The sequence below is a fragment of the Blautia sp. TM10-2 genome (assembly GCF_003480845.1).
In the GTDB taxonomy this organism is placed as follows: Bacteria; Bacillota; Clostridia; order Lachnospirales; family Lachnospiraceae; genus Fusicatenibacter; species Fusicatenibacter saccharivorans.
Window position 1 is genome coordinate 173047 of the sequence record NZ_QUJZ01000009.1, and the last position, 23125, is coordinate 196171.

Below are 23125 nucleotides of genomic sequence, written 5' to 3' on the forward strand. Positions count from 1 at the left end.
CCTAATTCCAGCGTTTCTTCTGCAGGGACTGCATTGCAAGGAAAGTGCAGATTGCAATGACGGACAGGTAGTAAACAACACCGCCAATGTCCAGAATACCGTTCACAAAGTTATCCATATGGCCTGCCATGTTGAATACACCGAGCAGATCCTGGATTTTGCCCTCGAGAAGGGTGGATTTTGTAAAGTAAACTGCCGTCAGCGCGCCTTCGCCGATCACGGCAATCACACCTGTAATGATCGGGTTTTTAATCATACTGCCGATCCAGAGGCATACCAGTGCAATGATGATAAAGAAAGCAAAGAAAGAGCTTCCGGCTCCTTCCGGGAAGAAGTTTGCGATACCGCTCTCCACGTAGCACAGGAACAGGATCACAAAGCCGACAACGGCTGCGATGACCTGGCTCTCGGTGATGGAGGAAACGAACACACCGACCGAAATATAGGCTGCTCCCAGCAGGAAATAGCCAAGGATCGAAGTGTAGGATACAGCGTAGGAAACTGTTCCGTGGGTTCCAAGAAGCAGCGGATACAGGCACATAATCAGCACTGGAATCACATAAATGGTGAGAAGTGCCAGATATTTTCCAAGGATAATATCGGAAATTTTTACCGGTGCGGTAAGGAGCAGCTGATCCGTCTTATTTTTCTGCTCCTCCGACAGGACACGCATTGTCAGAACCGGTACTGCGATCAGCAGAATAAATGCGGAATTCTGCAGCGCGTATCCGATCTCCGGGTAACCCTGCTGCAGGTTGATGGCCGTAAAATACAGGCCGAACAGCGCCAGAGTAAACGCCATAAACAGATATCCGATCATGCTTGTCAGATAGCTTTTTAACTCTTTTTTATAAATCGCCGTCATTGTGCGTCTCCCTCCTCCTGTTTTGTTTCAGCGGCTGATTCCGCTGCATCTGTGCTTTTTTCTTCAGACGTTTCCCCGACAGCCGTTTTGTCTGCTTCTGGTTCACATTCTTTTTCACGTTCTTTTTGCTTCAGCTGTTCTTTCTCTGCTTTTTTCAGCTTTCTTGCAGCCATTCCGGAATCATCGGTCAGCTCCAGGAAGACATCTTCCAGAGACATCGAGGAGGAAGTCAGCTCGAGGATCGGACAGTTGGCCTTTGCCAGTGCATAGAACAGCTCCTCGCGGATATCCCTATCCTTTTCAGTGGTAATTTTTACCTTAATCTGCTCCTCATTCGGCGTATTTTCATATTGGATCTCTTTTGCATCGAGCGCACTAAGCGCCGGAACCAGCTGCTTTCTCGTTCCGTGAACGGTACATGTAACCGTGTTCGATCCAAGCATCAGTTTACTTAAGTTTTCCGGGGTGTCGCTCGCAACAAGCTGTCCCTTTGCGATAATCATGACGTAATCGCAGACGGCGCTGACCTCGGAGAGGATGTGGGAACTTAAGATAACGGTATGTTTTTTACCCAGTGATTTGATCAGGTCGCGGATCTCAATGATCTGCTTGGGATCCAGGCCTACCGTCGGCTCATCGAGGATGATGATCGGCGGATAACCGAGCACTGCCTGTGCCAGTCCGACCCTCTGTCGGTATCCTTTCGACAGATTCTTGATCAGACGGTTCTGCATATCGGTGATCTTCACCAGATTCATGACCTCAAGAATCTGTTTCTTTCTCTGATCCTTTGGAATTTTCTTTAATTCCGCCACGAATTTCAGATATTCCAGAACGGTCATGTCCGTGTAGACCGGCGGCAGCTCCGGCAGATAGCCGATGCATTTTTTTGCCTCCTCCGGCTCCTCCAGGATGTTGTGCCCGTTGATCAGCACCTCGCCCTCCGTAGATGCCAGATAACCGGTGATGATGTTCATGGTCGTTGATTTTCCGGCACCGTTTGGGCCAAGGAAACCATAGATCTGGCCTTCTTCTACGGTAAAACTCAGGTTGTTGACAGCTACGTGGTCGCCATAGCGTTTCACCAGGTTTTTAACCTCTATCAATGTTCCTTCCTCCTTGTTTCTTAAAGCAGTCCCAGCCCGCCCTTGGGGGTGAAAGAGCCGGAGATGCTCTCATTTTCTAAAGACACTTTATCTTATTCTGAAAATGTGATAATTTGCTGGAAAATTTGTGAAAAAACGGTGAAGCCATGGAGCAGTTTGTTTGTTTTTCGACGAAAAATCAATTTCTTTTACCATAAGAATCATGTATACTATAACGTATCCGCGGACGGACGCTTTTCCATTTTTGTTCCGCCGCGAAACATTACGCCGGACTTTTCCCGTCCGGGACTGGAGATTTTAGGAGACTCTATGAATAAAAAAGACTACTACTGGGCCAAGTATATGCTGATTTTCAGCTTTTTCTGCATCTCTTTTGGCACCTCGATTTTCCTGAAAACCGAACACGCCCCCGATGAGGCGATGCGGATGCTGATTCCGGAATACATCGTCTCACACCACACACTGCCGAACGGCATGGAAGAATCGGTGCGCCATCCGCTGTGGGGATTCTCCTATGCGCTGTATCCGTATCTGACCGCGATCATCAGCTCCGTGTTTATGGCCATTACATCGCTGTTTACGAAAAGTGCAGCGGCTCTTTTAACTGCCGCTCGCCTCACCAGCGTCCTTTCCGGCACCGGCACACTGATCGTTGTGTTTCTGATCGGCGAAGAGCTCTTTGAACGGCGCGAATCCGCACTGCTCGGCGGTATTTTCGTCGGTTTTCTGCCGCAGTTTGTGTTCCTCTCCTGCTATGTGAACAACGACTCGTTCGCCGTTTTCACGGTCGCACTGATCATCTATTTCTGGATTCGCGGCATGAAAAGCGCATTCTGCAAAAAAGACTGTATCGGCCTGGGAGCAGGCTGCGGACTCTGCGCGCTGTCGTACTATAACGCCTACGCGTACCTGCTGTGCAGCATTCTGCTGTTCTTCGCGCTGATGATTCATTTCCGGAAACCGGCAAAAGAAATTTTTGTCAAAGCGCTGGCTGTTTTCGCTATCGCCTTCCTGATCGGCGGCTGGTTCTTCATCCGCAATGCCGTCATCCACGACGGCGATCTGCTCGGCATGCGCACCTCGAATGAATCCGCAGCGCTGTACGCAGCCGATGAATACAAACCAGAGAATCGTCAGACCCCGGCATCCGAAGGCTGGAACTTCCAGCAGACGTATTTACAGACCCCGGAGGGCCGCACCTCCAACTGGCTGTTCTCGACCGTCAGCAGCTTCATCGGCTCGTTCTCCTACATGACCGTCCATCTCCCGATGGTGCTTTATCTGCTGTACGGCGCCCTGATGGCATTCGGATTCCTAGTGTTTTTGTTCCTCGGCATGGTTCCGCACTGGTTCCACAAAAAGCCGCAGCTTCTCCTCTTTGTGATGCTGTTCCTCGCCTGCCTGGTCACGCTGTTCATGGACATGTACAACACGTATTTCAGCGACTACCAATCGCAGGGCCGTTACCTGATGCCGGCGCTCGTCCCTCTGATGATCTGGATCGACGACGGCTACTCTTCTCTCACCGCGAAACTTCCCGCCGAGTGGAAGCGCGCCTCCTGCCATCTGACACTCCTGCCTGGAACGATCTGGCTGGTACTGTTCCTCATCAGCTACATCGGATTTCTGATTCCGGGCTGCTGTGTATAAAAAATTTGTAACGCAGTAATTCACGTTCTGCCGTGCTGAATTTTTGGCATTATTTTCCGGAATTTCTATAAAAAACAGGTGCTGTCTCTTTTTCTCAGATAGCACCTGTTTCTTCGTTACAAGCTTTTCGTTTTTAGATATGTTTCATCCGGGCTTCCCTTTCACTTTCTTTGTTTCCTTTTAATTGCCAAACCAGCTATAATACCAACTGCCAGAATCCCAATTCCTAAAATAATTACCAACATCTTATTTTGATGTTTCACCGGCTGATTTGCAACATCAAGGACAATATTGGTTCCTCCTTGTGCATCGTCAGTTTCGATATAAGACGAATCAGCAACTGCGGCAACAACCGCAGCATAACTATATGCATGGAATTCTTCTTCACCATCAAGTCTATCTTCCGCTATTTCCGAACTGTCTGTAAGACACGCTGCAGCATCTTCACGTCCCGGTATCAGATACTCCACTTGCGTTTCATTTAATGCAATCCAGACCGGAAAACGAATCGGATCTACTCCTCCAACAAGTCGAAATTTATAATTGTCCCATACAATATCTGAATTTGCAGCAAGTGAAATATTTAATTGTTCTATATAGGTCGGCGTATCGTCTAATTCATATCCTCTGGCTCCACTTATGTGCCATTGATCAATCGGTTGTCCATCTTCCCCATTTGCCCTTACCGCACATGCTTCATACAAATGTCCATATGCTCTAATCGGGATAATCCAAATATAATCGCTTTGTTCTAACGCGCTTTCTACTTCGGACACAGAAAGAAGTTCTGAGGTCAAAAGTGGCGTATCAATATACTCTTTTAATGCATTATCAAAATCAATATCCGATACACGGATTCCCTCCTCAAACGGATCCTCAACAGGTCCTCCATTTGTAACAGACACAATTTCATCAGCCAGCTCAACTATTTTTTCATAATCTTCAGATTCCGATAGTATTTCAAGTTTAGATGCCGATACAGTAGATGCTGATATCATAATTCCAATGAAGCAAACAAATATTTTTAATATTTTCCTCATGCCATTCCCCCCTATCATATTTTCTTTTACGTTTCACAATTGATCTATTTATCTCATCATACACTGATATAATTTTTTTAACAATTATCATATTTTCACAAAATATTCAGCGCAAAATACTGCAAATAGGAGAATTGTTTTTTTGCTCAAAAGTGTAATTTTCCAGACATTTAATCGTATATATACATAAAAAATCAGAAGAGGTTATTATGCCAACTTACTCGGCATAACAATCTCTTCTGATTTCACCTTTTACACTTTTGTTTCTTTTTTAGCTTTCTCAAAAAATCTATTCTTTACTGAATCGGCTCCTTCGCCGGTGTTCCCGCTTTTCTCGGATACTTCTTCGGCGTTGCCTTCCCCTTCTTGATGCAGACAAACGATCGCTCATCCTCGGTTCCCGTAAGCTGGAAATAGACCGGCTCTTTTGCTTCGCCGCCGAGCACATGAATCGCTTTTTGAGCTGCGGCAAGCTCCTCATTCAATTTGCCCGATTTATACGAAACAAACCGTCCGCCCACCTTCACATACGGCAGACAGTACTCCGAAAGCGAGCTTAAATTCGCCACCGCGCGTGATACCACGAGATCAAACTGCTCCCGGTAATCCTTCTGGCGTGCGAAATCCTCGGCTCTTCCGTGAACCGCCGTGATTTTCGAAAGGCCAAGCTGTCCGATCACCTCATTCAGGAATTTCACTCTCTTATTCAGTGAATCCAGCAGTACAACTTCCACCTCCGGAAACGCGATTTTCAGCGGGATTCCCGGAAAACCGGCTCCCGTTCCCACGTCGAGAATGCGTCCCGCCTGTGCCACATCACAGACCTTCACCAGCGACAGACTGTCGAGAAAATGCTTCGTAATCACCTGATCGAACTCCGTAATCGCCGTCAGATTCATAAACGAATTCCACTCCACCAGCAGCTCGTAATACTGCAGAAACTGCGTCTTCTGCTCCTCGGAAAGTGTGATTCCAAGCTCAAAAAGGCCGCGCTCAAATCCTTCAAGATTGTATTCTTTCATGTTGTTCTCCGTTCTTCTCTATTCTTCCAAGTGCCCGCTGCACTTTTTGTTACGATCCACGCAGCGCGAAAGCACTTGCTGTTTCGCTGCATAAGAACGTAATTCAGGCATGCATATCTGCCATTTATTTATGTCCCAGATACACCAGCAGAACCGAAATATCCGCCGGGGAAACGCCTGAAATACGGGACGCCTGGCCGATGTTGATCGGGCGGTACAGGTTCAGCTTCTGTTTCGCCTCGATGCGCAGGCTCTGGATCTCGTCGTAATTGATGTTCTCCGGGATCTTCTTCTCTTCCATCTTTTTAAACTGCTCCACCTGCTTCATCTGGCGCTTAATGTAGCCGTCGTACTTGATGTTGATGTTGACCTGCTCCTGCACATCCTCCGGCAGCTTGGGTCTTTTCGGATCTACTTCCGCCAGCATCTTATAATTCAGCTCCGGTCGGCGGATCAGCTCTGCGAGCGAACTTCCGCCGGAAAGCAGCGTTGATCCATACTCTTCCAGAAGCTCATTGATGTTCGAGCTCGTTCCCACATACGTATTCTCCACGCGCTCAATCTCTTCCTGAATCCGCTGTTCTTTTACTTTCAGTGCCTCATACTGCTCCTCGCTGATCAGACCCACGCGGTAGCCGTATTTGCGCAGACGCAGATCCGCGTTGTCCTGACGGAGCAGCAGACGGTATTCCGCGCGGCTCGTCATCATACGGTACGGCTCATGGTTCTCTTTCGTCACAAGGTCGTCGATCAGAACGCCGATATACGACTCCGAACGGTCGAGCACCAATTTCTCTTTTCCCTGTACGCAAAGCGCTGCGTTGATACCTGCGATCAGACCCTGTGCCGCAGCCTCTTCATATCCCGAACTACCGTTAAACTGGCCGCCGGAAAACAGATTTTTGATCGCCTTGAACTCGAGGGACGGCAGAAGCTGTCTCGGGTTGATGCAGTCGTACTCGATCGCATACGCATTCCGCACGATTTTCGCGTGTTCCAGGCCCGGCACGGTGTGATACATCGCAATCTGCACATCCTCCGGCAGCGAGCTTGACATGCCGCCGACGTACATCTCGTTCGTGTATCGTCCCTCCGGCTCCAGGAACACCTGATGGCGGTTTTTATCGGCAAATTTTACAACTTTATCTTCAATGGATGGACAGTACCGCGGGCCTGTTCCCTCGATCATGCCGGAATACAGCGGCGACCGGTCGAGGTTTTCGCGGATAATTTTGTGCGTTTCTTCATTCGTATACGTCAGCCAGCAGGATTCCTGATCGATCTGTACGCTCTCCGGATCGGTCGAGAATGAGAACGGCACAACGCGCTCATCGCCAAACTGCTCTTCCATTTTCGAAAAGTCAATGCTCCGCTTGTCAATACGCGCCGGTGTTCCTGTTTTAAAACGCACCATCTCCACGCCGTTCGCTTTCAGGGAATCCGTCAGATGCGTCGCCGCCTGCAGGCCGTTCGGGCCGGTATACGTGCTCACATCGCCGTAAATGCACCGTGCATTCAGATAAACGCCGGTACAGAGGACGGCAGCCTTACAGTGGTAAACCGCGCCGGAAACGGCCTTTACACCCGTCAGAACACCGTCTTCCACGATCAGCTCCGCAATCTCCATCTGGCGGATCGTCAGATGATCGGTATTTTCAAGAACCTCGCGCATCGACTGGCTGTACGCCCGCTTATCCGCCTGCGCACGCAGCGAATGCACCGCCGGTCCCTTCGATTGATTCAGCATTTTCGACTGAATAAACGTTTTGTCAATATTTTTACCCATCTCGCCGCCGAGCGCATCGATTTCTTTTACGAGGTGTCCCTTCGACGTGCCTCCGATATTCGGGTTGCACGGCATCATGGCGATGCTGTCGACACTTACCGTAAATACAACCGTTTCCAGCCCCATCCGCGCTGCCGCAAGCGCTGCCTCGCATCCCGCATGGCCTGCGCCGATGACGGCAATATCAATTGTTTCTTCTAAAACTGCCATTTTTCTTTTATCCTCTTTCTCTATCTACAGCTTTGAATTTTGCCTTAAGCTTTTTCTACTCTGTCAAAATCCGGCTGTCGTTCCTTGTAACTCTATTCCGGCAGATCTTCGTAATCTGCATTTGCTGCCTTTATTTACCTGTACAGAACTTGCTGAAAATCTCATTCACAAGGTCCTCTCCCACCGCTTCACCGATGATCGAACCCAGCTCCTCATACGCATTCATAAGATCAATGGAAAAGAAATCCTCCGGCATACCCATTTCGATGCTTTCTGCCGTCAGTTCCAGACTCTTTTTTGCTGCAAGAAGCGCCTGCTTGTGGCGCGCATTCGTGATGTAAACCTCATCGTTGAACGAAATTTCGCCCTGGAAAAACATCTTTTTCATCTGTTCCTCCAGCTCTTCCATACCCGTCTCTTCCCGCGCGGAAATGCTGATGACCGGAGCGCCTGTCTTTTGCTCCATCTCCTCTTTTTCGATCACCGCAGTCAGATCCGACTTATTCAGCAGCACAATCGCCTTGCGCCCTTTCAGGATTTCCATGATTTTTGCATCATTCTCATCGAGCGGCACGGATGCATCCACCACATAGAGAATCAGATCTGCGTCCTTTGCATGCTCCAAAGCACGATCCACACCGATTTTCTCGACCGTATCCGCCGTTTTTCGGATCCCCGCCGTATCCAGAATCCGAAGGGAAATGCCCTTTAAGACCAGATTTTCCTCGAGCACGTCGCGTGTCGTTCCGGCGATATCCGTCACAATCGCTTTTTCCTCGCCTGCCAGCAGATTTAAAAGCGATGATTTTCCGGCATTCGGTTTTCCAAGGATCACCGTCTTGATGCCCTCCTGGATCATCTTGCCCTCATCCGCAGATGCAAGCAGCTTTTCCACCTGCTTTTTCTGCTCCGCAACAACCTGGGCCAGCCGCTTTGGATACCCGTCCAGGCTGATGTGCTCCGGGTCATCGAGCGCCGACTCAATAAATGCGATCTCGTAAATCAGCTTCTTGCGGATTGCCCGGATCGCCTTTTTCACCGTTCCGCGAAGCTGGCTCTCGGAGCTTTTTAAGGCATAGGCACTTTTCGCCGAAATGACATCCATGACCGCTTCGGCCTGCGTCAGATCCATTCTTCCGTTCAGAAACGCCCGTTTCGTAAACTCGCCCGGATCTGCCGCCCGCGCGCCCGCATGTAAGACTGCCTCAAGCACCTTTTTTACCGCCAGCACACCGCCGTGACAGTCGATTTCGACGGTATTCTCACCTGTATATGTTTTCGGTCCTTTCATTACCATGACAAGAACCTCATCAATCACTTCCTCTCCTTCGGTAATCCAGCCATAATGAATGGTGTGCGATTTGACCGTAGAAAGCTGTTTTCCTTCTTTTTTTGCACGGAATACGCGATCTGCCACTTCGAACGCATCGTTTCCGCTGATTCTTACAATACCAATTCCCGCCGGCGCCATCGCTGTGGACACTGCGGCAATTGTATCATCCAAATGAAATCCTGCCATTGTTTCCAGTCCTTTCTAAAACCTCTCTTTTTGGGGATCCCAATATTCAGATCCACATTTTTTCTTTCCTTTCGCATGGCTCTGAATAGTTCCATTTTATCAGAAAACCAGAAAAGACGGTACCCCGTATTTTACACAGGTACCGTCTTTTTGCATATTTTTTACGCTTTCTTATCGTTTCGGCGCTACAACAACGTGACGATATGGCTCGCTGCCCTCGCTGTAGGTCTCCACAAATTTATTTCCCTGCAATGCAGAGTGGATGATTCTTCTCTCATAAGGATTCATCGGCTCCAAAGAAACCGGTCTTCTGGTCTTTTTCACTTTGTAAGCGATGTTTCTTGCCAGGTTTTCCAGTGTTTCTTTTCTGCGCTTGCGGTAATTTTCCGTATCAAGTTTGACACGAACGTAATCCTTCTGCTCTTTATTGACTACAAGGCTGGTCAGATACTGAAGGGAATCCAGCGTCTGTCCTCTTTTTCCGATCAGGATGCCCATATCCTCACCGGCAAAATCAACTTCAAGAGAACCATTCTCGGCATTGTACTCCATCTGGATCTCAACCGGGAGCTCCATGGCTTTGAACACGCCGCTTAAGAACTCAAGTGCCGTTGCCTTGATCTGGGCGATTTCCTCGTCTGTTCTCTGAACTACTTCACGCTCTTCTCTTGGCTCGGAGCGTCTTGCAGTTTCTGCCTGACGCGGAGCAGATTTTCTTTCCGTTTCTTTCTTTACAGCTTCTTTTTTCGGCGCTTCTTTTACCGGTGCAGGAGCTGCCTCTTTTTTCTCTGGTTTCTGGGGTGCTTCCGGTTCTTTTTCCGGTGCGGCTTTTACAGCGGCACGGATCACAGCCGGTTTACTTCCGATTCCAAAGAATCCGGAACTGCCTTCGCTGATGACCTGGATCTCCAGTTTATCGCTGGCAGCCTGAAGCTCGATGCAGGCTTTTGTAATGGCGTCGTCCACGGTTTTTGCGGATACTTCGATAAACTCCATAAAGATTTACCCCCTATTTTTTCTTTTTGCTGTTCTTTTCATCAAACTGTTTTACCATGTTTGCTTTCGCAGCGATGCTTCCGGCGCGGTATTCCTGATTGCTGTTGTAATACTCAGTCGAAGCCTTTCTTGCTGCCTCTTTTTCCTCAGCAGACGGCTCTTCGTTCTCCTGTACCTGAATATTACGCACACTCTGCGTTGCAGCCTGTGTGATTTTCTGCGGCGGAAGGCCGGCTTTTTCTCTCTTCTTTGCAGCTTTTTCCTGGTTTTTGCGGATCACCTCATCCATGTCGATCGAGGACATATGGCGGTTGATGATAACCTGCTGTACACTTCGAACGAGCGCACCGGCGATCCAGTAAATACCAATACCGATGGAGAATGATAAACACATAAATGCGGAGAAAACAGGCATTACCGTGTTCATGGTCTTCATGGAATTTTCCATGGAGTTTGCTGTCTTATTTCCGTTGTTGGAAGATGGTGCCTGCGGCATCAGCTTGTAGTTCAGCCACTGGGTAAACCATGCCAGAACCGGCACCAGAATTGCTCCTGCAATCAGAAGCGCAGATCCGTTTGCCATACCCTCGCGGATGACATCCATCGGAGACTGTGTGATATTAAATCCAAGGAACATGTTGATATGCTTGGACTCCGCGGCGGTTTTTGTAATGGTATCCGCAATATCGGAGAACTCGCTGATGTCGGCCAGCTTCGTCCACTGGGACGGTTTCAGCACATAAAACATGTCCAGAAGGTTATTTTCGGTTAATGTTTCACTTACTTTACTGTACATGGTAACACGGTTATCTGTGATAAACTGTGTCAGGATATCAGAATATCCTGATACACCCATCATCTGTGTTGTCAGTCCCTGGAATACATTGCGGACACTTCCGATATATCCCGGAATATGATAGATAACCTGGTACAGTGCAAGCAGAATCGGCATCTGAATCAGCAGTGTACTGCAGCTTCCTGTCGGGGAGACACCGTATTTCTGATAAACTGCCATGGTTTCTTCAGATTTTTTCATCTGAGAAGCCTGGTCTTTTTTGTTCTGATATTTCTTTTCAATTCTCTGCAGATCCGGCTGCATTACGCTCATCATCTTCGACATCTTCTGCTGCTTGATCTGAAGCGGCGTCAGAACGAGATAAATGATAATCGTATACAGAATAATCGCAATACCGATATTCGGAATTCCAATTTTTTCCAGACAAAAATAAATTCCATTGATCAGCCAGCCGAGGATCTGGCATACCCACCCGATAATCGGCCACGTTGATTTACTCAGTACGATATCCAAAACGTCTTTTCCTCCTTATTTATCTACGGCACAGGGTCGTAACCTCCGTGTGAAAACGGGTTACATCTCAGTATTCTCCATAATGCCAGCAGACTTCCTTTGAAAGCACCATATTTCTGAATCGCTTCCAGCCCGTACTGCGAGCAGGTCGGCGTATAAGGGCAGTGCACCCTCTTCAGAGGAGACAGGTACTTCTGATAAAACCGGATACCTTTTATCAATACCGTCTTCATTTTTCTGTTTCCTTTAATATATGATGCAGTTTTCCCAGATGCAAAAGTGCTCCCTCTATCTCGAAATACGTACAGTTTTTTGCATTAACTCTTGCGATCACAACTACATCCATTCCACACTGAAATTCCTCTTCATGCAGACGATAACTCTCCCGGATCAGTCTCGCCAGATGGTGGCGCACAACGCTGTTTCCAACCTTTTTACTTACTGAAATTCCAATCCGGTTCCGTCCCAGCTGATTTTTCTTCACATACATGACCAGAAATCGGTTTGCAAACGATGTTCCCTGCTTATAAACCAGCTGAAAATCTCTGTTTTTTTTCAGGCTTTCCGAATATTTCATGAATCCATTCTTTCCTTCATGATTTGTCTAAATTTTCTTTTCATTGAATAGCTTTAGATAGAAGAAAAGACCACATAAATTTTATGCGGCCTTTGGTTTTATGCTGATAATTTTTTTCTTCCTTTTAATCTTCTTGCAGCTAAAACTTTTCTTCCACCTTTTGTGCTCATTCTTGCTCTGAATCCGTGAACTTTAGCTCTGGATCTTTTTTTCGGCTGAAATGTCATTTTCATAAGATAAGGCACCTCCTTTAAATTCTAATCAATAACTGCCTGCAAGGCAGTATTTCACTACATGTATGACAGAAAACATCATTTCAATTATATTCATAAACCCCCATTTCGTCAACCCTAAAATCAATAATTTTCGCAGTTTTTTCGGGAAAAATGCCGCTCTGACGCGGTTTTCCGGTCTGCCGCTGCCCGTGCCTTCCGTGTGCTGATTTTCGGTTTATCCACAACTTATCCACACTGTCCGCCGCACGCGTACAAATATCAGTTCGATTTTTGTGCTTTCCACACGATATCTTGTAACCGTAATCAACATTATCCACAATCTGTGGATAACCTTGTGGATAACTTTCGGTTTTGCTGTGTACAACCTGTGGGCATTTCCAATTTTTCCAGTATTTACGCCATGTATAATGTGTATATAAATTTTCCAGACTTTACACATTTCGGTTTTTCCAGCCCTCTATCCACAATTTTATCAACATAAGATTCCCTGTTATCCACAAACTATCCTCCATTTCATCAACAGGAAAATTTTTTACACATTCTGTGGATAAAAAAATAATTATCCACATTTTTGGGTTGAATAAAACGGCATTTTATTATATCATATAGAAGTAAAAATGCGACTATTCGGGGAAAATTTCGTTTTCCAGACAGAAGTTATCCCCAAAAAGCAATGATTATAGAAGCGGAGCGACAGAAAAAGCATGGAAATCGTACAAGATAAATGGAAAGAAATACTGCAGAGAGTGCGGGACGAGCACGAATTATCTGAGATCTCCTTTACTACATGGATTGAACCACTTACGATCCATTCGGTTGAGGACAATCTGATCACAATCCTGGTTCCATCCGAAAAAATGGGTCTCGATTACGTGAGCAAAAAATATACTCTTCCTATTAAAGTGGCAATCGCGGAAATCACAGGTGTCAACTATGAGATCCGCTTTATTCTTCCGGAAGAAGTGAAACAGGAAAAAGCGCCTGCTCCCGTCCAGAAAAATCTCTATGTGCCGAACCTGAATCCAAAGTATACCTTTGATACCTTCGTGGTCGGCAGCAATAACAAATTTGCCCATGCAGCTTCTCTCGCCGTGGCCGAATCCCCGGGAGAAATCTACAATCCGCTGTTTTTATACGGTGGTGTTGGACTGGGCAAAACCCATCTGATGCACTCGATCGCACATTTTATTCTTCAGAAGAACCCGTCTTCGCGGATTCTCTACGTAACGAGTGAAGAATTTACCAATGAAGTCATCGAGGCTATCCGAAACAGCAACAACACCGCAATGACCAAATTCCGTGAGAAATACCGCAATATCGACGTACTTCTCATCGATGATGTGCAGTTTATTATAGGAAAGGAATCCACGCAGGAAGAGTTTTTCCATACCTTCAATACGCTGCACGGCGCCAACAAACAGATCATCCTTTCTTCGGATCGTCCCCCGAAAGACATGGATATCCTGGAAGACCGCATCCGTTCCCGTTTCGAATGGGGACTCCTTGCCGATATCCAGAGCCCGGATTATGAGACGCGAATCGCCATTCTCCGAAAGAAACAGGAATTAGACGGCTATTCCGTCAGCGACGATGTGATCGAATACATCGCTTCCAATATTAAATCGAACATCCGTGAGTTGGAAGGCGCTCTCAACAAAATCATTGCATACGCAAACCTTGAAAAACGTGAAATCAACATTGATCTTGCAGAGCAGGTGCTGCGCGACATCATCTCCCCGAACGAGAAGAAGGTCATCACGCCGGAATTTATCATCGACACCGTTGCAGATCACTTCGATATTACGCCGTCCGACATTGTCGGCAGCAAGCGGAGCAGCAAAATCGTATTCCCGCGCCAGATCGCAATGTATCTGTGCCGCGAAATGCTCGATGCCCCGCTGACCGGAATCGGAAAAATGATGGGCGACCGCGATCATACCACTGTCATGCACGGCATTGAGAAGATCGAAAAGGAAATGAGTGCTAAAGACAGTGTCCGCAACACGGTAGACATCTTAAAGAAGAAGATCAACCCGTCGAAATAGGCGGAGCCTTTGTAACTCTGTCAAAACGGTTAAAAACGATTTACATTTATATAAGAAGAAACTCATCGGTTGACAGGCCCTTATTTATACACAAACCGATGTGGAAAGCCTGTGGATGAATTGTGGACAAATTTGGGGCCTGAAGTTATCAACATTTCATACACAGGTTCACGTTCGATTATTCACAGAGTTATACAGATCGATTTTTCCAGTATTTCCGCATTCTTGACGGGGTTTTCCACATATCCACAGCCCCTACGACTAAGACTACGGATTTTTACTATATTTTTTCTTTATAAGCAGACTCACCAAGCAGTGAGGAAAGGAGAGTTATCCACAATTATGAAATTAGTGTTTGACAAAGCAGACCTTGTAAAAAGCGTTGGTATCGCTATGAAAGCTGTCTCCGGTAAAACAACCATGCCGATTCTGGAATGCATTCTGATTGATGCATCTTCCAACGTGATCAAATTTACCTCCAACGATATGGAACTCGGAATCGAAACCATCGTCACAGGTATGATTTTGGAACGCGGTATTGTTGCTCTGGATGCAAAGATTTTTTCTGAGATCGTAAGAAAACTTCCGGATAATCAGGTTACAATAGAAACAGATGAAAATCTGGTAACTACGATTACGTGTGAAAAAGCAAAATTCAGCATTCCGGGACAGTCAGGAGAAGATTTTTCCTATCTGCCGATTCTCGAAACTTCCGATTGTGTTTCCATTTCCCAGTTCACCTTAAAAGAACTGATCCGTCAGACCATTTTCTCCATTGCAGCCAATGAGAACAACAAACTGATGACCGGTGAGCTTTTTGAAATCAAAGATAACACACTTCGCGTCGTATCTCTGGACGGACACCGTATTGCGATCCGCAGAATTGAGCTGAAAGATTCGTATCCGGACCGAAAAGTCGTTGTTCCGGGAAAAACCCTGAACGAAATCAGCAAAATTCTGTCCGGCGAGATGGATGATCAGATTGATATTTACTTCTCGGAAAACCACATTATGTTCAAGTTCGATGATACAACGGTCGTTTCCAGACTGATCGACGGTGAATATTTCCGCATCGACCAGATGCTTTCGAGTGATTACGAGACAAAAGTGACGATCAACAAAAAAGAATTCTTAAGCTGTATCGACCGTGCGACGCTTCTTGTCAAAGAAGGCGACAAAAAACCGATCATCATCGACATCCAGGATGGAGCGATGGAACTGCAGATCAACTCCGCGATGGGTTCCATGAAAGAAGAGATCGATATCAACAAAGAAGGCAAGGATATTATGATCGGTTTTAACCCGAAATTCCTGATCGATGCACTTCGTGTTATTGACGACGAGGAGATTTCGATTTATCTGGTCAACCCGAAGGCTCCATGTTTTATCCGGAACGAAGAAGAGAGCTATATCTACCTGATTCTGCCGGTAAACTTCAATTCCGTGAGATAAGTCACATAAGTTTGAAATCTGCCGGAACCTTTTCTGAAAGAACTTTCAGCGGTTTTACAGCCACACAGGTTGAAAACTGCGAACTTACGTGAGGAAAAGGCACGGCAGTGCAGGAGGAAAAAATGGAAATTATTACGCTGCGTGAAGATTACATCAAACTGGGCCAGGCATTAAAAGCTGCTGCTCTGGTAGAAGACGGCGTGGAAGCAAAGCTCGTCATCAAGGACGGCGAAGTGACCGTAAACGGTGAAGTAGATACCCGCCGCGGCCGCAAGCTCTATGACGGAGATGTTGTCTGCTACAATGGAAATGAGATACAAATTAAAAAATAAGGCTTAAAAACTTAAGCTGATTTTTCACGGACGAGTGCTCATGTATATCAAATCTTTAGAACTGAAGAACTATCGGAATTATGAAAACTTATGCATAAATATCAGCCCCGGAACGAATATTCTCTACGGTGACAATGCCCAGGGAAAGACGAATATTCTCGAGGCTTTATATCTCGCGGGTACGACAAAATCGCACCGCGGCAGCAAGGACCGCGAAATCATCCAGTTTGACCGGGAAGAAGCCCATATCCGGATGATGGTGGAACGGAACGGCAGCACGCATAAAATCGATATGCATCTGAAAAAAAATAAATCCAAGGGAATCGCCATCGATGGAGTTCCGATCCGCAAAGCGTCGGAACTTTTTGGCATTGTAAATATTGTGTTTTTCTCTCCGGAGGACCTGAATATCATCAAAAACGGTCCTGCGGAGCGCCGGCGTTTCCTCGATAGCGAAATTTGTCAATTGTCAAGACTATACATGATCGAGCTTGCCAATTATAATAAAGTGGTGGCACAGAGAAACAAGCTGCTTAAAGAGATTTCGTTTTCCGGCAGAATGGCGGATACGCTCGAGATCTGGGATGAGCAGATGGTCCGCTATGGAAAAAGCATTATTTCCGAGCGGAAAAAGTTTATCAGCCGCCTGAATGATATTTTATCCGAGATCCATCAGAATCTGACCGGAGGAAAGGAGCAGATTCTGATTACCTATGAACCGAATGTGTCCGAGGAAGCGTTTTCCGAAGAGTTAAAAGCCGGAAGAGAGCGTGATCTGCGTTTCGGACAGTCCTACACCGGGCCGCACCGGGACGATTTCTGTGTGCGGGTCAACGACATTGATATCCGTAAATACGGTTCCCAGGGGCAGCAGAGGACGGCGGCGCTTTCGCTGAAATTGGCGGAGATCCGTCTGGTCGAGGAGGAAATTCACGATACACCGGTTTTACTGCTGGATGATGTTTTGTCGGAGCTGGACGGCAGCCGGCAGAATTATCTTCTGCAGAGCATTCACAGCATACAGACACTGATTACCTGTACCGGACTGGACGAGTTTGTCGAAAATCATTTTGAGGCAAACAGCGTATTCCAGGTGGTCGAGGGATCTGTGTTTCACAAAGAAACAGGAGGAATCTAAATGAGTACAGAGAACATGGAAAAGACAGAGTATGGTGCAGACCAGATTCAGATTCTGGAGGGTCTGGAAGCCGTACGGAAGCGCCCAGGTATGTATATCGGCAGTACCTCCGCACGGGGACTTCACCATCTGGTCTATGAGATTGTCGACAACTCGGTAGACGAGGCACTGGCAGGATACTGCAAAAATATTGACGTTACGATTAACCCGGACAACTCCATCACCGTCATCGACGACGGCCGTGGTATTCCGGTCGGCATCAATCATAAGTCGGGCCTTCCGGCCGTTGAGGTTGTCTTTACGGTGCTGCACGCAGGCGGAAAGTTCGGCGGCGGAGGGTACAAGGTATCCGGCGGTCTGCACGGCGTTGGTGCATCCGTTGTAAATGCGCTGTCCAACTGGCTTGAGGTGCGCGTTTATCACGATGGAAAGGTTTATTTCCAGCGGTATGAGCGCGGAAAAACCATGAATAAGCTGGAGGTCATCGATACCTGTCCGATCGAAAAAACAGGTACCGAGGTCCGTTTCCTGCCGGATGATACGATGTTCGAGGAGACGGTTTATGATTACGACGTTTTAAAAACAAGACTCCGCGAGACCGCATTTCTGACCAAGGGACTGCGCATTGTTCTGCGCGATCTGCGCACGGATCCGGTAGTGGAAAAAGCATTCCACTACGAGGGCGGTATCAAAGAGTTTGTCAGCTACCTGAACAAGAGCAAAACGGCGCTCTACCCGGACATCATCTACTGCGAGGGAGAAAGAGACGGCGTTCTCGTTGAGGTTGCGATGCAGCACAACGATTCCTATCAGGAAAATACGTACGGTTTCGTCAACAACATTACGACGCCGGAGGGCGGTACCCATATCGTGGGCTTCCGGAATGCGCTGACGAAAACCTTTAATGAATATGCAAGAGCAAATAAACTGTTAAAAGACAGCGAACCGAACCTGACCGGAGAGGATATCCGCGAGGGTATGACGGCGATTGTCAGCATCAAAATCGAGGAGCCGCAGTTCGAGGGCCAGACAAAGCAGAAACTTGGAAACAGCGAGGCGAGAGGAGCAGTCGACAATATCGTGAGCACTCAGCTCGAGCTGTTCCTGGAGCAGAACCCGGCTGTCGCAAAAACGATCGTTGAAAAGTCCCTGCTTTCCCAGCGTGCGAGAGAGGCTGCAAGAAAAGCGCGTGACCTGACGAGAAGAAAATCCGCACTGGACGGTATGTCCCTGCCTGGAAAACTGGCAGACTGTACCGACAAGGATCCGAAAAACTGTGAGATCTTCCTGGTCGAGGGAGATTCCGCGGGCGGTTCCGCAAAATCCGCGAGAAGCCGTGCAACGCAGGCGATCCTGCCTCTGCGTGGAAAAATCCTGAATGTAGAGAAAGCACGTCTCGATAAAATTTATGCCAATGCCGAGATCAAAGCGATGATTACGGCATTCGGAACCGGAATCCACGACGATTTCGATATCACCAAACTGCGCTACGACAAGATCATCATCATGACCGATGCCGATGTCGACGGCGCGCACATCGACACACTGATGCTGACGTTCCTGTACCGCTTCATGCCGGAGCTGATCAAACAGGGCCACGTTTACCTGGCACAGCCGCCGCTGTTCAAGATTGAGAAAAACAAAAAAGTATGGTACGCATACGATGACGATCAGATGAATCAGATCCTCAATGAGATCGGACGCGGAGATAATAAGATCCAGCGTTACAAAGGACTGGGAGAGATGGATGCGGAGCAGCTCTGGGAGACCACCATGGACCCAGAACGCCGTGTTCTGCGCCGCGTTGTGTTCGATGAAGAGTATTCTTCTGAAATTGATCTTACCTTCAATACGCTCATGGGCGACAAGGTAGAACCGCGCCGTGACTTTATCGAAGAGAGAGCAAAATACGCAAACAACCTGGATATCTAAAAAGTCCTGTGAACTGAAGTGGAGGAAAAGATGGAAGATAATGTTTTTGATAAAATTCACGAGGTCGATCTGAAAGACACGATGGAGGAATCCTACATCAACTATGCGATGAGCGTAATTGCATCCCGTGCACTTCCAGACGTCCGCGATGGCTTAAAGCCGGTACAGAGACGTATTCTGTACTCCATGAGTGAACTGAACAATACGCCGGATAAGCCGCACCGTAAGTGCGCGCGTATCGTCGGTGATACGATGGGTAAATATCACCCGCACGGCGACAGCTCTATCTACGGAGCACTCGTCAACATGGCACAGGACTGGGCAACCCGTTATCCGATGGTGGACGGCCATGGAAACTTCGGTTCCGTCGACGGCGACGGCGCTGCGGCTATGCGATACACCGAGGCACGTTTAAGCAAAATCTCGATGGAGATGCTGGCGGATATCAACAAAGACACCGTAGACTTCGCCCCGAACTTTGATGAAACCGAAAAAGAGCCTGTTGTTATGCCGGCCCGCTACCCGAACCTTCTGGTAAACGGTACTTCCGGTATCGCAGTCGGTATGGCAACGAACATCCCGCCGCACAATCTGCGCGAGGTGGTAAGTGCCATTGTAAAAATTATTGATAATATCATCGAGGAGGACCGTACGACAGATCTCGAGGAGATTCTCAGCATTGTAAAAGGCCCTGACTTCCCGACCGGAGCAGAAATCCTCGGCACCCGCGGCATCGACGAGGCCTACCGTACCGGCCGCGGTAAAATCCGTGTTCGTGCGGTATCAAACATCGAGACACTGCCGAACGGAAAGAGCGAGATCATCGTAACCGAGATCCCGTACATGGTAAACAAGGCGCGCCTGATCGAGAACATCGCCGCGCTGGTAAGAGATAAAAAGATCGACGGCATCACCGGCATTGCGGACCACTCCAACCGTGAGGGTATGCGCATCTGTATCGAACTGCGCCGCGACGCCAATGCAAACGTCATCTTAAACCAGCTGTACAAACATACCCAGATGCAGGATACCTTTGGTGTGATCATGCTTGCACTGGTAAACAATCAGCCGAAAGTCATGAACCTTCTGGAGATGCTGACGTATTATCTGCAGCACCAGGAAGAGGTTGTGACGAGAAGAACGAAATACGACCTGAACAAAGCGCAGGAGAGAAGCCATATTCTGGAAGGACTCTTAAAAGCGCTTGACCATATTGACGAAGTGATCCATATCATCCGTGCATCCGCGAATGCGGCAGAGGCAAAGAAGAACCTGATGGAACGCTTCGATCTGAGTGATGCCCAGGCCCAGGCAATCGTAGACATGCGTCTGCGCGCTCTGACCGGTCTGGAACGGGAGAAGCTCGAGAACGAGTACAAAGAGCTGATGGCGCGCATCGAGCAGTTAAAAGCCATCCTCGCAGACCGCAAGGTGCTTCTTGGCGTTATCCGCAGGGAGATTCTGACCGTATCCGAAAAATACGGCGATGACAGAAGAACTTCCATCGGCTTTGATGAGTACGATCTCTCCATGGAGGATCTGATTCCGCGCGAGAATACCGTCATCACCATGACGAAACTGGGCTATATCAAACGTATGACCGTTGACAACTTCCGCAGCCAGAACCGCGGCGGCAAGGGAATCAAGGGCATGCAGACCATCGAGGACGACTACATCGAGGAGCTTCTGATGACGACGACCCATCATTACCTCATGTTCTTTACGAATACGGGAAGAGTCTACCGTCTGAAAGCATACGAGATTCCGGAGGCGTCCAGAACCGCAAGAGGAACGGCGATTGTCAACCTTCTCCAGCTGCAGCCGGGAGAGAAGATTACCGCTGTTATTCCAATGCGCAAATATGAGAAGGGCCATTATCTGTTTATGGCAACGAAAAAGGGACTGGTGAAGAAGACGCCGCTCGAAGAGTACGAGAACGTCAGAAAAACGGGTCTTGCTGCCATTGCGCTCCGCGATGATGATGAACTGATTGAAGTTAAGACAACTGATAACGAGAAAGAGATTATTCTGGTAACGAAATTCGGCCAGTGTATCCGCTTCAAGGAAAACGATGTGCGTACGACAGGCCGTGTTTCCATGGGTGTACGCGGCATCAACCTTCTGGACGGCGATGAAGTAGTCGGCATGCAGATCTGCACGCAGGGAGACTATCTCCTTGTCGTATCCGAAAACGGCATGGGCAAACGGACGCCGATGGCAGAGTTTACCGTACAGCTCCGCGGCGGCAAGGGTGTCAAATGCTATAAGATTACCGAAAAGACCGGAAACCTGATCGGTTCCAAGGCAGTCAATGAGGATAATGAGATTATGATGATTACCACAGAGGGAATCATTATCCGTACACCATGCTCCGGCATTTCTGTTATGGGACGTATCACGTCCGGTGTCAAGCTGATGGATGTGGACGGTGAAATCAAGGTTGCCAGCATTGCAAAGGTAAGAGACAAAGAGGCATCCGAGGAGACTCCGGTTTCGGTGGAAGAGACCGAAAGTGCTTCTGAGGAAACGAAGGAATAATACAGCGTCGCAAAACGTGTCTGAGAGAAAAAAGCTCAGGCACGTTTTTCTCGTTTGGGGAAGGGGAGAAAAATATGAAACGAATTTTACTGATGGTGCTGCGGAATCTGCTTCTGGTTCCGTGGATGTGGTGCCGGCTCTGTTACCATGCAGCGCATCCGGACAAGTACAGTCTGGAAGAGCACTTTAAAATGCTGCGCTTTATTGTACAGCGGGCGAACAAAGGCGGAAACGTCATTGTGGAATCCTATGGAGCAGAAAATCTTCCGGAGCAGGACGGTTTTGTGATGTATCCGAATCACCAGGGACTGTACGATGTGCTGGCGATCGCAGGAGCGTGCTCGCGTACCTTTACAGTTGTTGCCAAAAAAGAGGTAGAGCATATTCCGTTTTTAAAACAGGTCTTTGCGTGCATCCACGCGCTGTTTATGGACCGGGAGAATCTGCGGCAGTCAATGCAGGTTATCAATGAGGCGGCCGATGCCGTAAAAGAAGGCAAAAACGTCATTCTGTTTCCGGAAGGAACGAGGAGCAGAAAGGGAAACCAGCTGCTGGAGTTTAAAAGCGGCAGCTTCAAGATCGCAGTAAAAGCAAAATGCCCAATCGTGCCGGTTGCGTTAAAAAACTGTTTTGTTCCGTTTGACTCCAATACCGTCCGTCCCGTAACGGTAGAAGTCCATTTTCTCGACCCGATCCCATACGAGGAATACCAGGGAATGAAGACAACAGAGATTGCCGAGATGGTAAAGAAGAGAATTGAAGCCGTCGTAACCGCGTAGCGGTTTCAGAAAAGAGCGTGATATGCGCTCTTTTCTGCTATTCTGGGGGCTGATTTGGGTTCTGTAAGGCATATTTTCTATAATAGTAAGAAAAAAACAAAAAATTCGAAAAAACGGGTTGACAAGAACGTAAGGTTTTTGTATAATAAACCATGCGTCACGAATGAGTGACTGCACATATCATTTTATATTTAGGCATTTGGAGAAGTACTCAAGTGGCTGAAGAGGCGCCCCTGCTAAGGGTGTAGGTCGGGTAACCGGCGCGAGGGTTCAAATCCCTCCTTCTCCGTTTAAAAGCCAAAAACAAAATGATATTTTTTGTGGAAAAAGTTCTTGACAAACAGTTTCACATCTGATAAGATAGCAGAGTTGGTGATAGGTTTGAAAAAACTAATCCAAAAAATAAATTAAAAAAGTTCTTGACAAAAGCGAATGAGTTTGATAAAATAAACGAGTTGCTGATCGAAAGAACAGCGAAGAAGTTAAAAAAACTTCAAAAAATAAATCAAAAAAGTTCTTGACAAACGAAAAGCTCTGTGGTAAAATAAATGAGCTGATCCGAGTCGGAACAGCAAAGATCCTTGATAATTAAA

At 47.5% G+C, this 23125-nt stretch carries 19 protein-coding genes and 1 tRNA gene; 9 read left to right on the forward strand and 11 right to left on the reverse strand.

Going from position 1 to position 23125, the window contains the following annotated elements; translation table 11 throughout:
* Position 1: 1 nt before the first annotated feature.
* Together DXD92_RS10995 and DXD92_RS11000 are read right to left on the reverse strand one after the other, a co-directional pair.
* Positions 2-865, reverse strand: coding sequence for an ABC transporter permease subunit (locus DXD92_RS10995; RefSeq protein WP_022462025.1), 864 nt, complete (start codon positions 863-865; stop codon positions 2-4).
* Positions 862-1971 carry an ABC transporter ATP-binding protein gene (locus DXD92_RS11000; protein ID WP_118640532.1) on the reverse strand — a complete coding sequence of 370 codons (1110 nt, stop codon included), beginning with the start codon at positions 1969-1971 and terminating at the stop codon, positions 862-864. The genes DXD92_RS10995 and DXD92_RS11000 overlap by 4 nt, the downstream gene beginning before the upstream one ends.
* A gap of 309 nt (positions 1972-2280) precedes the next feature.
* On the opposite strand from DXD92_RS11000, the gene DXD92_RS11005 reads away from it, so the two are divergent.
* Entirely contained in the window at positions 2281-3621 is a 1341-nt protein-coding gene (locus DXD92_RS11005) for an ArnT family glycosyltransferase (RefSeq protein ID WP_158581776.1), read from the forward strand.
* A gap of 161 nt (positions 3622-3782) precedes the next feature.
* On the opposite strand, the gene DXD92_RS11010 is transcribed toward DXD92_RS11005, so the two are convergent.
* The 9 genes from DXD92_RS11010 to rpmH all read right to left on the reverse strand — a co-directional run bounded on the left by DXD92_RS11010 (position 3783) and on the right by rpmH (position 12313).
* Positions 3783-4661: a hypothetical protein gene (locus tag DXD92_RS11010; RefSeq protein WP_118640534.1), complete on the reverse strand. Its 879-nt coding sequence runs from the start codon at positions 4659-4661 to the stop codon at positions 3783-3785.
* Positions 4662-4957: 296 nt separating this feature from the next.
* Positions 4958-5683 carry a 16S rRNA (guanine(527)-N(7))-methyltransferase RsmG gene (gene rsmG / locus DXD92_RS11015; protein WP_117802683.1) on the reverse strand — a complete coding sequence of 242 codons (726 nt, stop codon included), beginning with the start codon at positions 5681-5683 and terminating at the stop codon, positions 4958-4960.
* A gap of 124 nt (positions 5684-5807) precedes the next feature.
* Positions 5808-7679 carry a tRNA uridine-5-carboxymethylaminomethyl(34) synthesis enzyme MnmG gene (mnmG, locus tag DXD92_RS11020; protein ID WP_118640535.1) on the reverse strand — a complete coding sequence of 624 codons (1872 nt, stop codon included), beginning with the start codon at positions 7677-7679 and terminating at the stop codon, positions 5808-5810.
* A 130-nt stretch (positions 7680-7809) separates the two neighbouring features.
* Positions 7810-9198 (reverse strand): tRNA uridine-5-carboxymethylaminomethyl(34) synthesis GTPase MnmE, encoded by a 1389-nt coding sequence (gene mnmE / locus DXD92_RS11025; protein WP_118640536.1) that lies wholly within the window; start codon positions 9196-9198, stop codon positions 7810-7812.
* 171 nt (positions 9199-9369) lie between these two features.
* Complete coding sequence (gene jag / locus DXD92_RS11030) at positions 9370-10194, reverse strand: RNA-binding cell elongation regulator Jag/EloR (RefSeq protein WP_022462269.1); 825 nt, start codon at positions 10192-10194, stop codon at positions 9370-9372.
* 13 nt (positions 10195-10207) lie between these two features.
* Positions 10208-11503 carry a YidC/Oxa1 family membrane protein insertase gene (gene yidC, locus DXD92_RS11035; RefSeq protein WP_118640537.1) on the reverse strand — a complete coding sequence of 432 codons (1296 nt, stop codon included), beginning with the start codon at positions 11501-11503 and terminating at the stop codon, positions 10208-10210.
* Positions 11504-11526: 23 nt separating this feature from the next.
* Positions 11527-11736, reverse strand: a complete 210-nt coding sequence (gene yidD / locus DXD92_RS11040) for a membrane protein insertion efficiency factor YidD (RefSeq protein ID WP_022462271.1) — start codon at positions 11734-11736, stop codon at positions 11527-11529.
* The gene (gene rnpA / locus DXD92_RS11045) at positions 11733-12080 is read right to left on the reverse strand and encodes a ribonuclease P protein component (protein ID WP_022462272.1); all 348 of its coding nucleotides are present in this window, start codon (positions 12078-12080) and stop codon (positions 11733-11735) included. The genes yidD and rnpA overlap by 4 nt, the downstream gene beginning before the upstream one ends.
* A 98-nt stretch (positions 12081-12178) precedes the next feature.
* The gene (gene rpmH, locus DXD92_RS11050; protein WP_005952426.1) at positions 12179-12313 is read right to left on the reverse strand and encodes a 50S ribosomal protein L34; all 135 of its coding nucleotides are present in this window, start codon (positions 12311-12313) and stop codon (positions 12179-12181) included.
* Between the two features lie 707 nt (positions 12314-13020).
* Here rpmH and dnaA point away from each other — a divergent pair.
* From dnaA to DXD92_RS11090, 8 genes are all read left to right on the forward strand, one after another.
* Positions 13021-14361: a chromosomal replication initiator protein DnaA gene (gene dnaA, locus DXD92_RS11055; RefSeq protein WP_022462273.1), complete on the forward strand. Its 1341-nt coding sequence runs from the start codon at positions 13021-13023 to the stop codon at positions 14359-14361.
* Positions 14362-14703: 342 nt separating this feature from the next.
* Positions 14704-15813: a DNA polymerase III subunit beta gene (gene dnaN / locus DXD92_RS11060; protein WP_055225966.1), complete on the forward strand. Its 1110-nt coding sequence runs from the start codon at positions 14704-14706 to the stop codon at positions 15811-15813.
* Between the two features lie 122 nt (positions 15814-15935).
* Positions 15936-16145, forward strand: coding sequence for an RNA-binding S4 domain-containing protein (locus DXD92_RS11065; RefSeq protein ID WP_022462275.1), 210 nt, complete (start codon positions 15936-15938; stop codon positions 16143-16145).
* Between the two features lie 40 nt (positions 16146-16185).
* Positions 16186-17283, forward strand: a complete 1098-nt coding sequence (recF, locus tag DXD92_RS11070) for a DNA replication/repair protein RecF (protein ID WP_117802688.1) — start codon at positions 16186-16188, stop codon at positions 17281-17283.
* Complete coding sequence (gene gyrB, locus DXD92_RS11075; RefSeq protein WP_022462277.1) at positions 17284-19215, forward strand: DNA topoisomerase (ATP-hydrolyzing) subunit B; 1932 nt, start codon at positions 17284-17286, stop codon at positions 19213-19215.
* Positions 19216-19245: 30 nt separating this feature from the next.
* Complete coding sequence (gene gyrA / locus DXD92_RS11080; RefSeq protein WP_117762033.1) at positions 19246-21753, forward strand: DNA gyrase subunit A; 2508 nt, start codon at positions 19246-19248, stop codon at positions 21751-21753.
* Positions 21754-21827: 74 nt separating this feature from the next.
* Entirely contained in the window at positions 21828-22532 is a 705-nt protein-coding gene (locus DXD92_RS11085) for a lysophospholipid acyltransferase family protein (protein WP_117762034.1), read from the forward strand.
* A 201-nt stretch (positions 22533-22733) separates the two neighbouring features.
* A tRNA-Ser gene (locus DXD92_RS11090) sits at positions 22734-22821 on the forward strand.
* Positions 22822-23125 lie beyond the last annotated feature (304 nt).

Coding starts and splice junctions, on each gene's coding strand:
- DXD92_RS10995 (WP_022462025.1), bottom strand. CDS start 865: ATGACGGCGATTTATAAAAAAGAGTTAAAAAGCTATCTGACAAGCATG.
- DXD92_RS11005 (WP_158581776.1), top strand. CDS start 2,281: ATGAATAAAAAAGACTACTACTGGGCCAAGTATATGCTGATTTTCAGC.
- DXD92_RS11010 (WP_118640534.1), bottom strand. CDS start 4,661: ATGAGGAAAATATTAAAAATATTTGTTTGCTTCATTGGAATTATGATA.
- rsmG (WP_117802683.1), bottom strand. CDS start 5,683: ATGAAAGAATACAATCTTGAAGGATTTGAGCGCGGCCTTTTTGAGCTT.
- mnmG (WP_118640535.1), bottom strand. CDS start 7,679: ATGGCAGTTTTAGAAGAAACAATTGATATTGCCGTCATCGGCGCAGGC.
- mnmE (WP_118640536.1), bottom strand. CDS start 9,198: ATGGCAGGATTTCATTTGGATGATACAATTGCCGCAGTGTCCACAGCG.
- jag (WP_022462269.1), bottom strand. CDS start 10,194: ATGGAGTTTATCGAAGTATCCGCAAAAACCGTGGACGACGCCATTACA.
- yidD (WP_022462271.1), bottom strand. CDS start 11,736: ATGAAGACGGTATTGATAAAAGGTATCCGGTTTTATCAGAAGTACCTG.
- rnpA (WP_022462272.1), bottom strand. CDS start 12,080: ATGAAATATTCGGAAAGCCTGAAAAAAAACAGAGATTTTCAGCTGGTT.
- rpmH (WP_005952426.1), bottom strand. CDS start 12,313: ATGAAAATGACATTTCAGCCGAAAAAAAGATCCAGAGCTAAAGTTCAC.
- dnaA (WP_022462273.1), top strand. CDS start 13,021: ATGGAAATCGTACAAGATAAATGGAAAGAAATACTGCAGAGAGTGCGG.
- dnaN (WP_055225966.1), top strand. CDS start 14,704: ATGAAATTAGTGTTTGACAAAGCAGACCTTGTAAAAAGCGTTGGTATC.
- DXD92_RS11065 (WP_022462275.1), top strand. CDS start 15,936: ATGGAAATTATTACGCTGCGTGAAGATTACATCAAACTGGGCCAGGCA.
- recF (WP_117802688.1), top strand. CDS start 16,186: ATGTATATCAAATCTTTAGAACTGAAGAACTATCGGAATTATGAAAAC.
- gyrB (WP_022462277.1), top strand. CDS start 17,284: ATGAGTACAGAGAACATGGAAAAGACAGAGTATGGTGCAGACCAGATT.
- gyrA (WP_117762033.1), top strand. CDS start 19,246: ATGGAAGATAATGTTTTTGATAAAATTCACGAGGTCGATCTGAAAGAC.
- DXD92_RS11085 (WP_117762034.1), top strand. CDS start 21,828: ATGAAACGAATTTTACTGATGGTGCTGCGGAATCTGCTTCTGGTTCCG.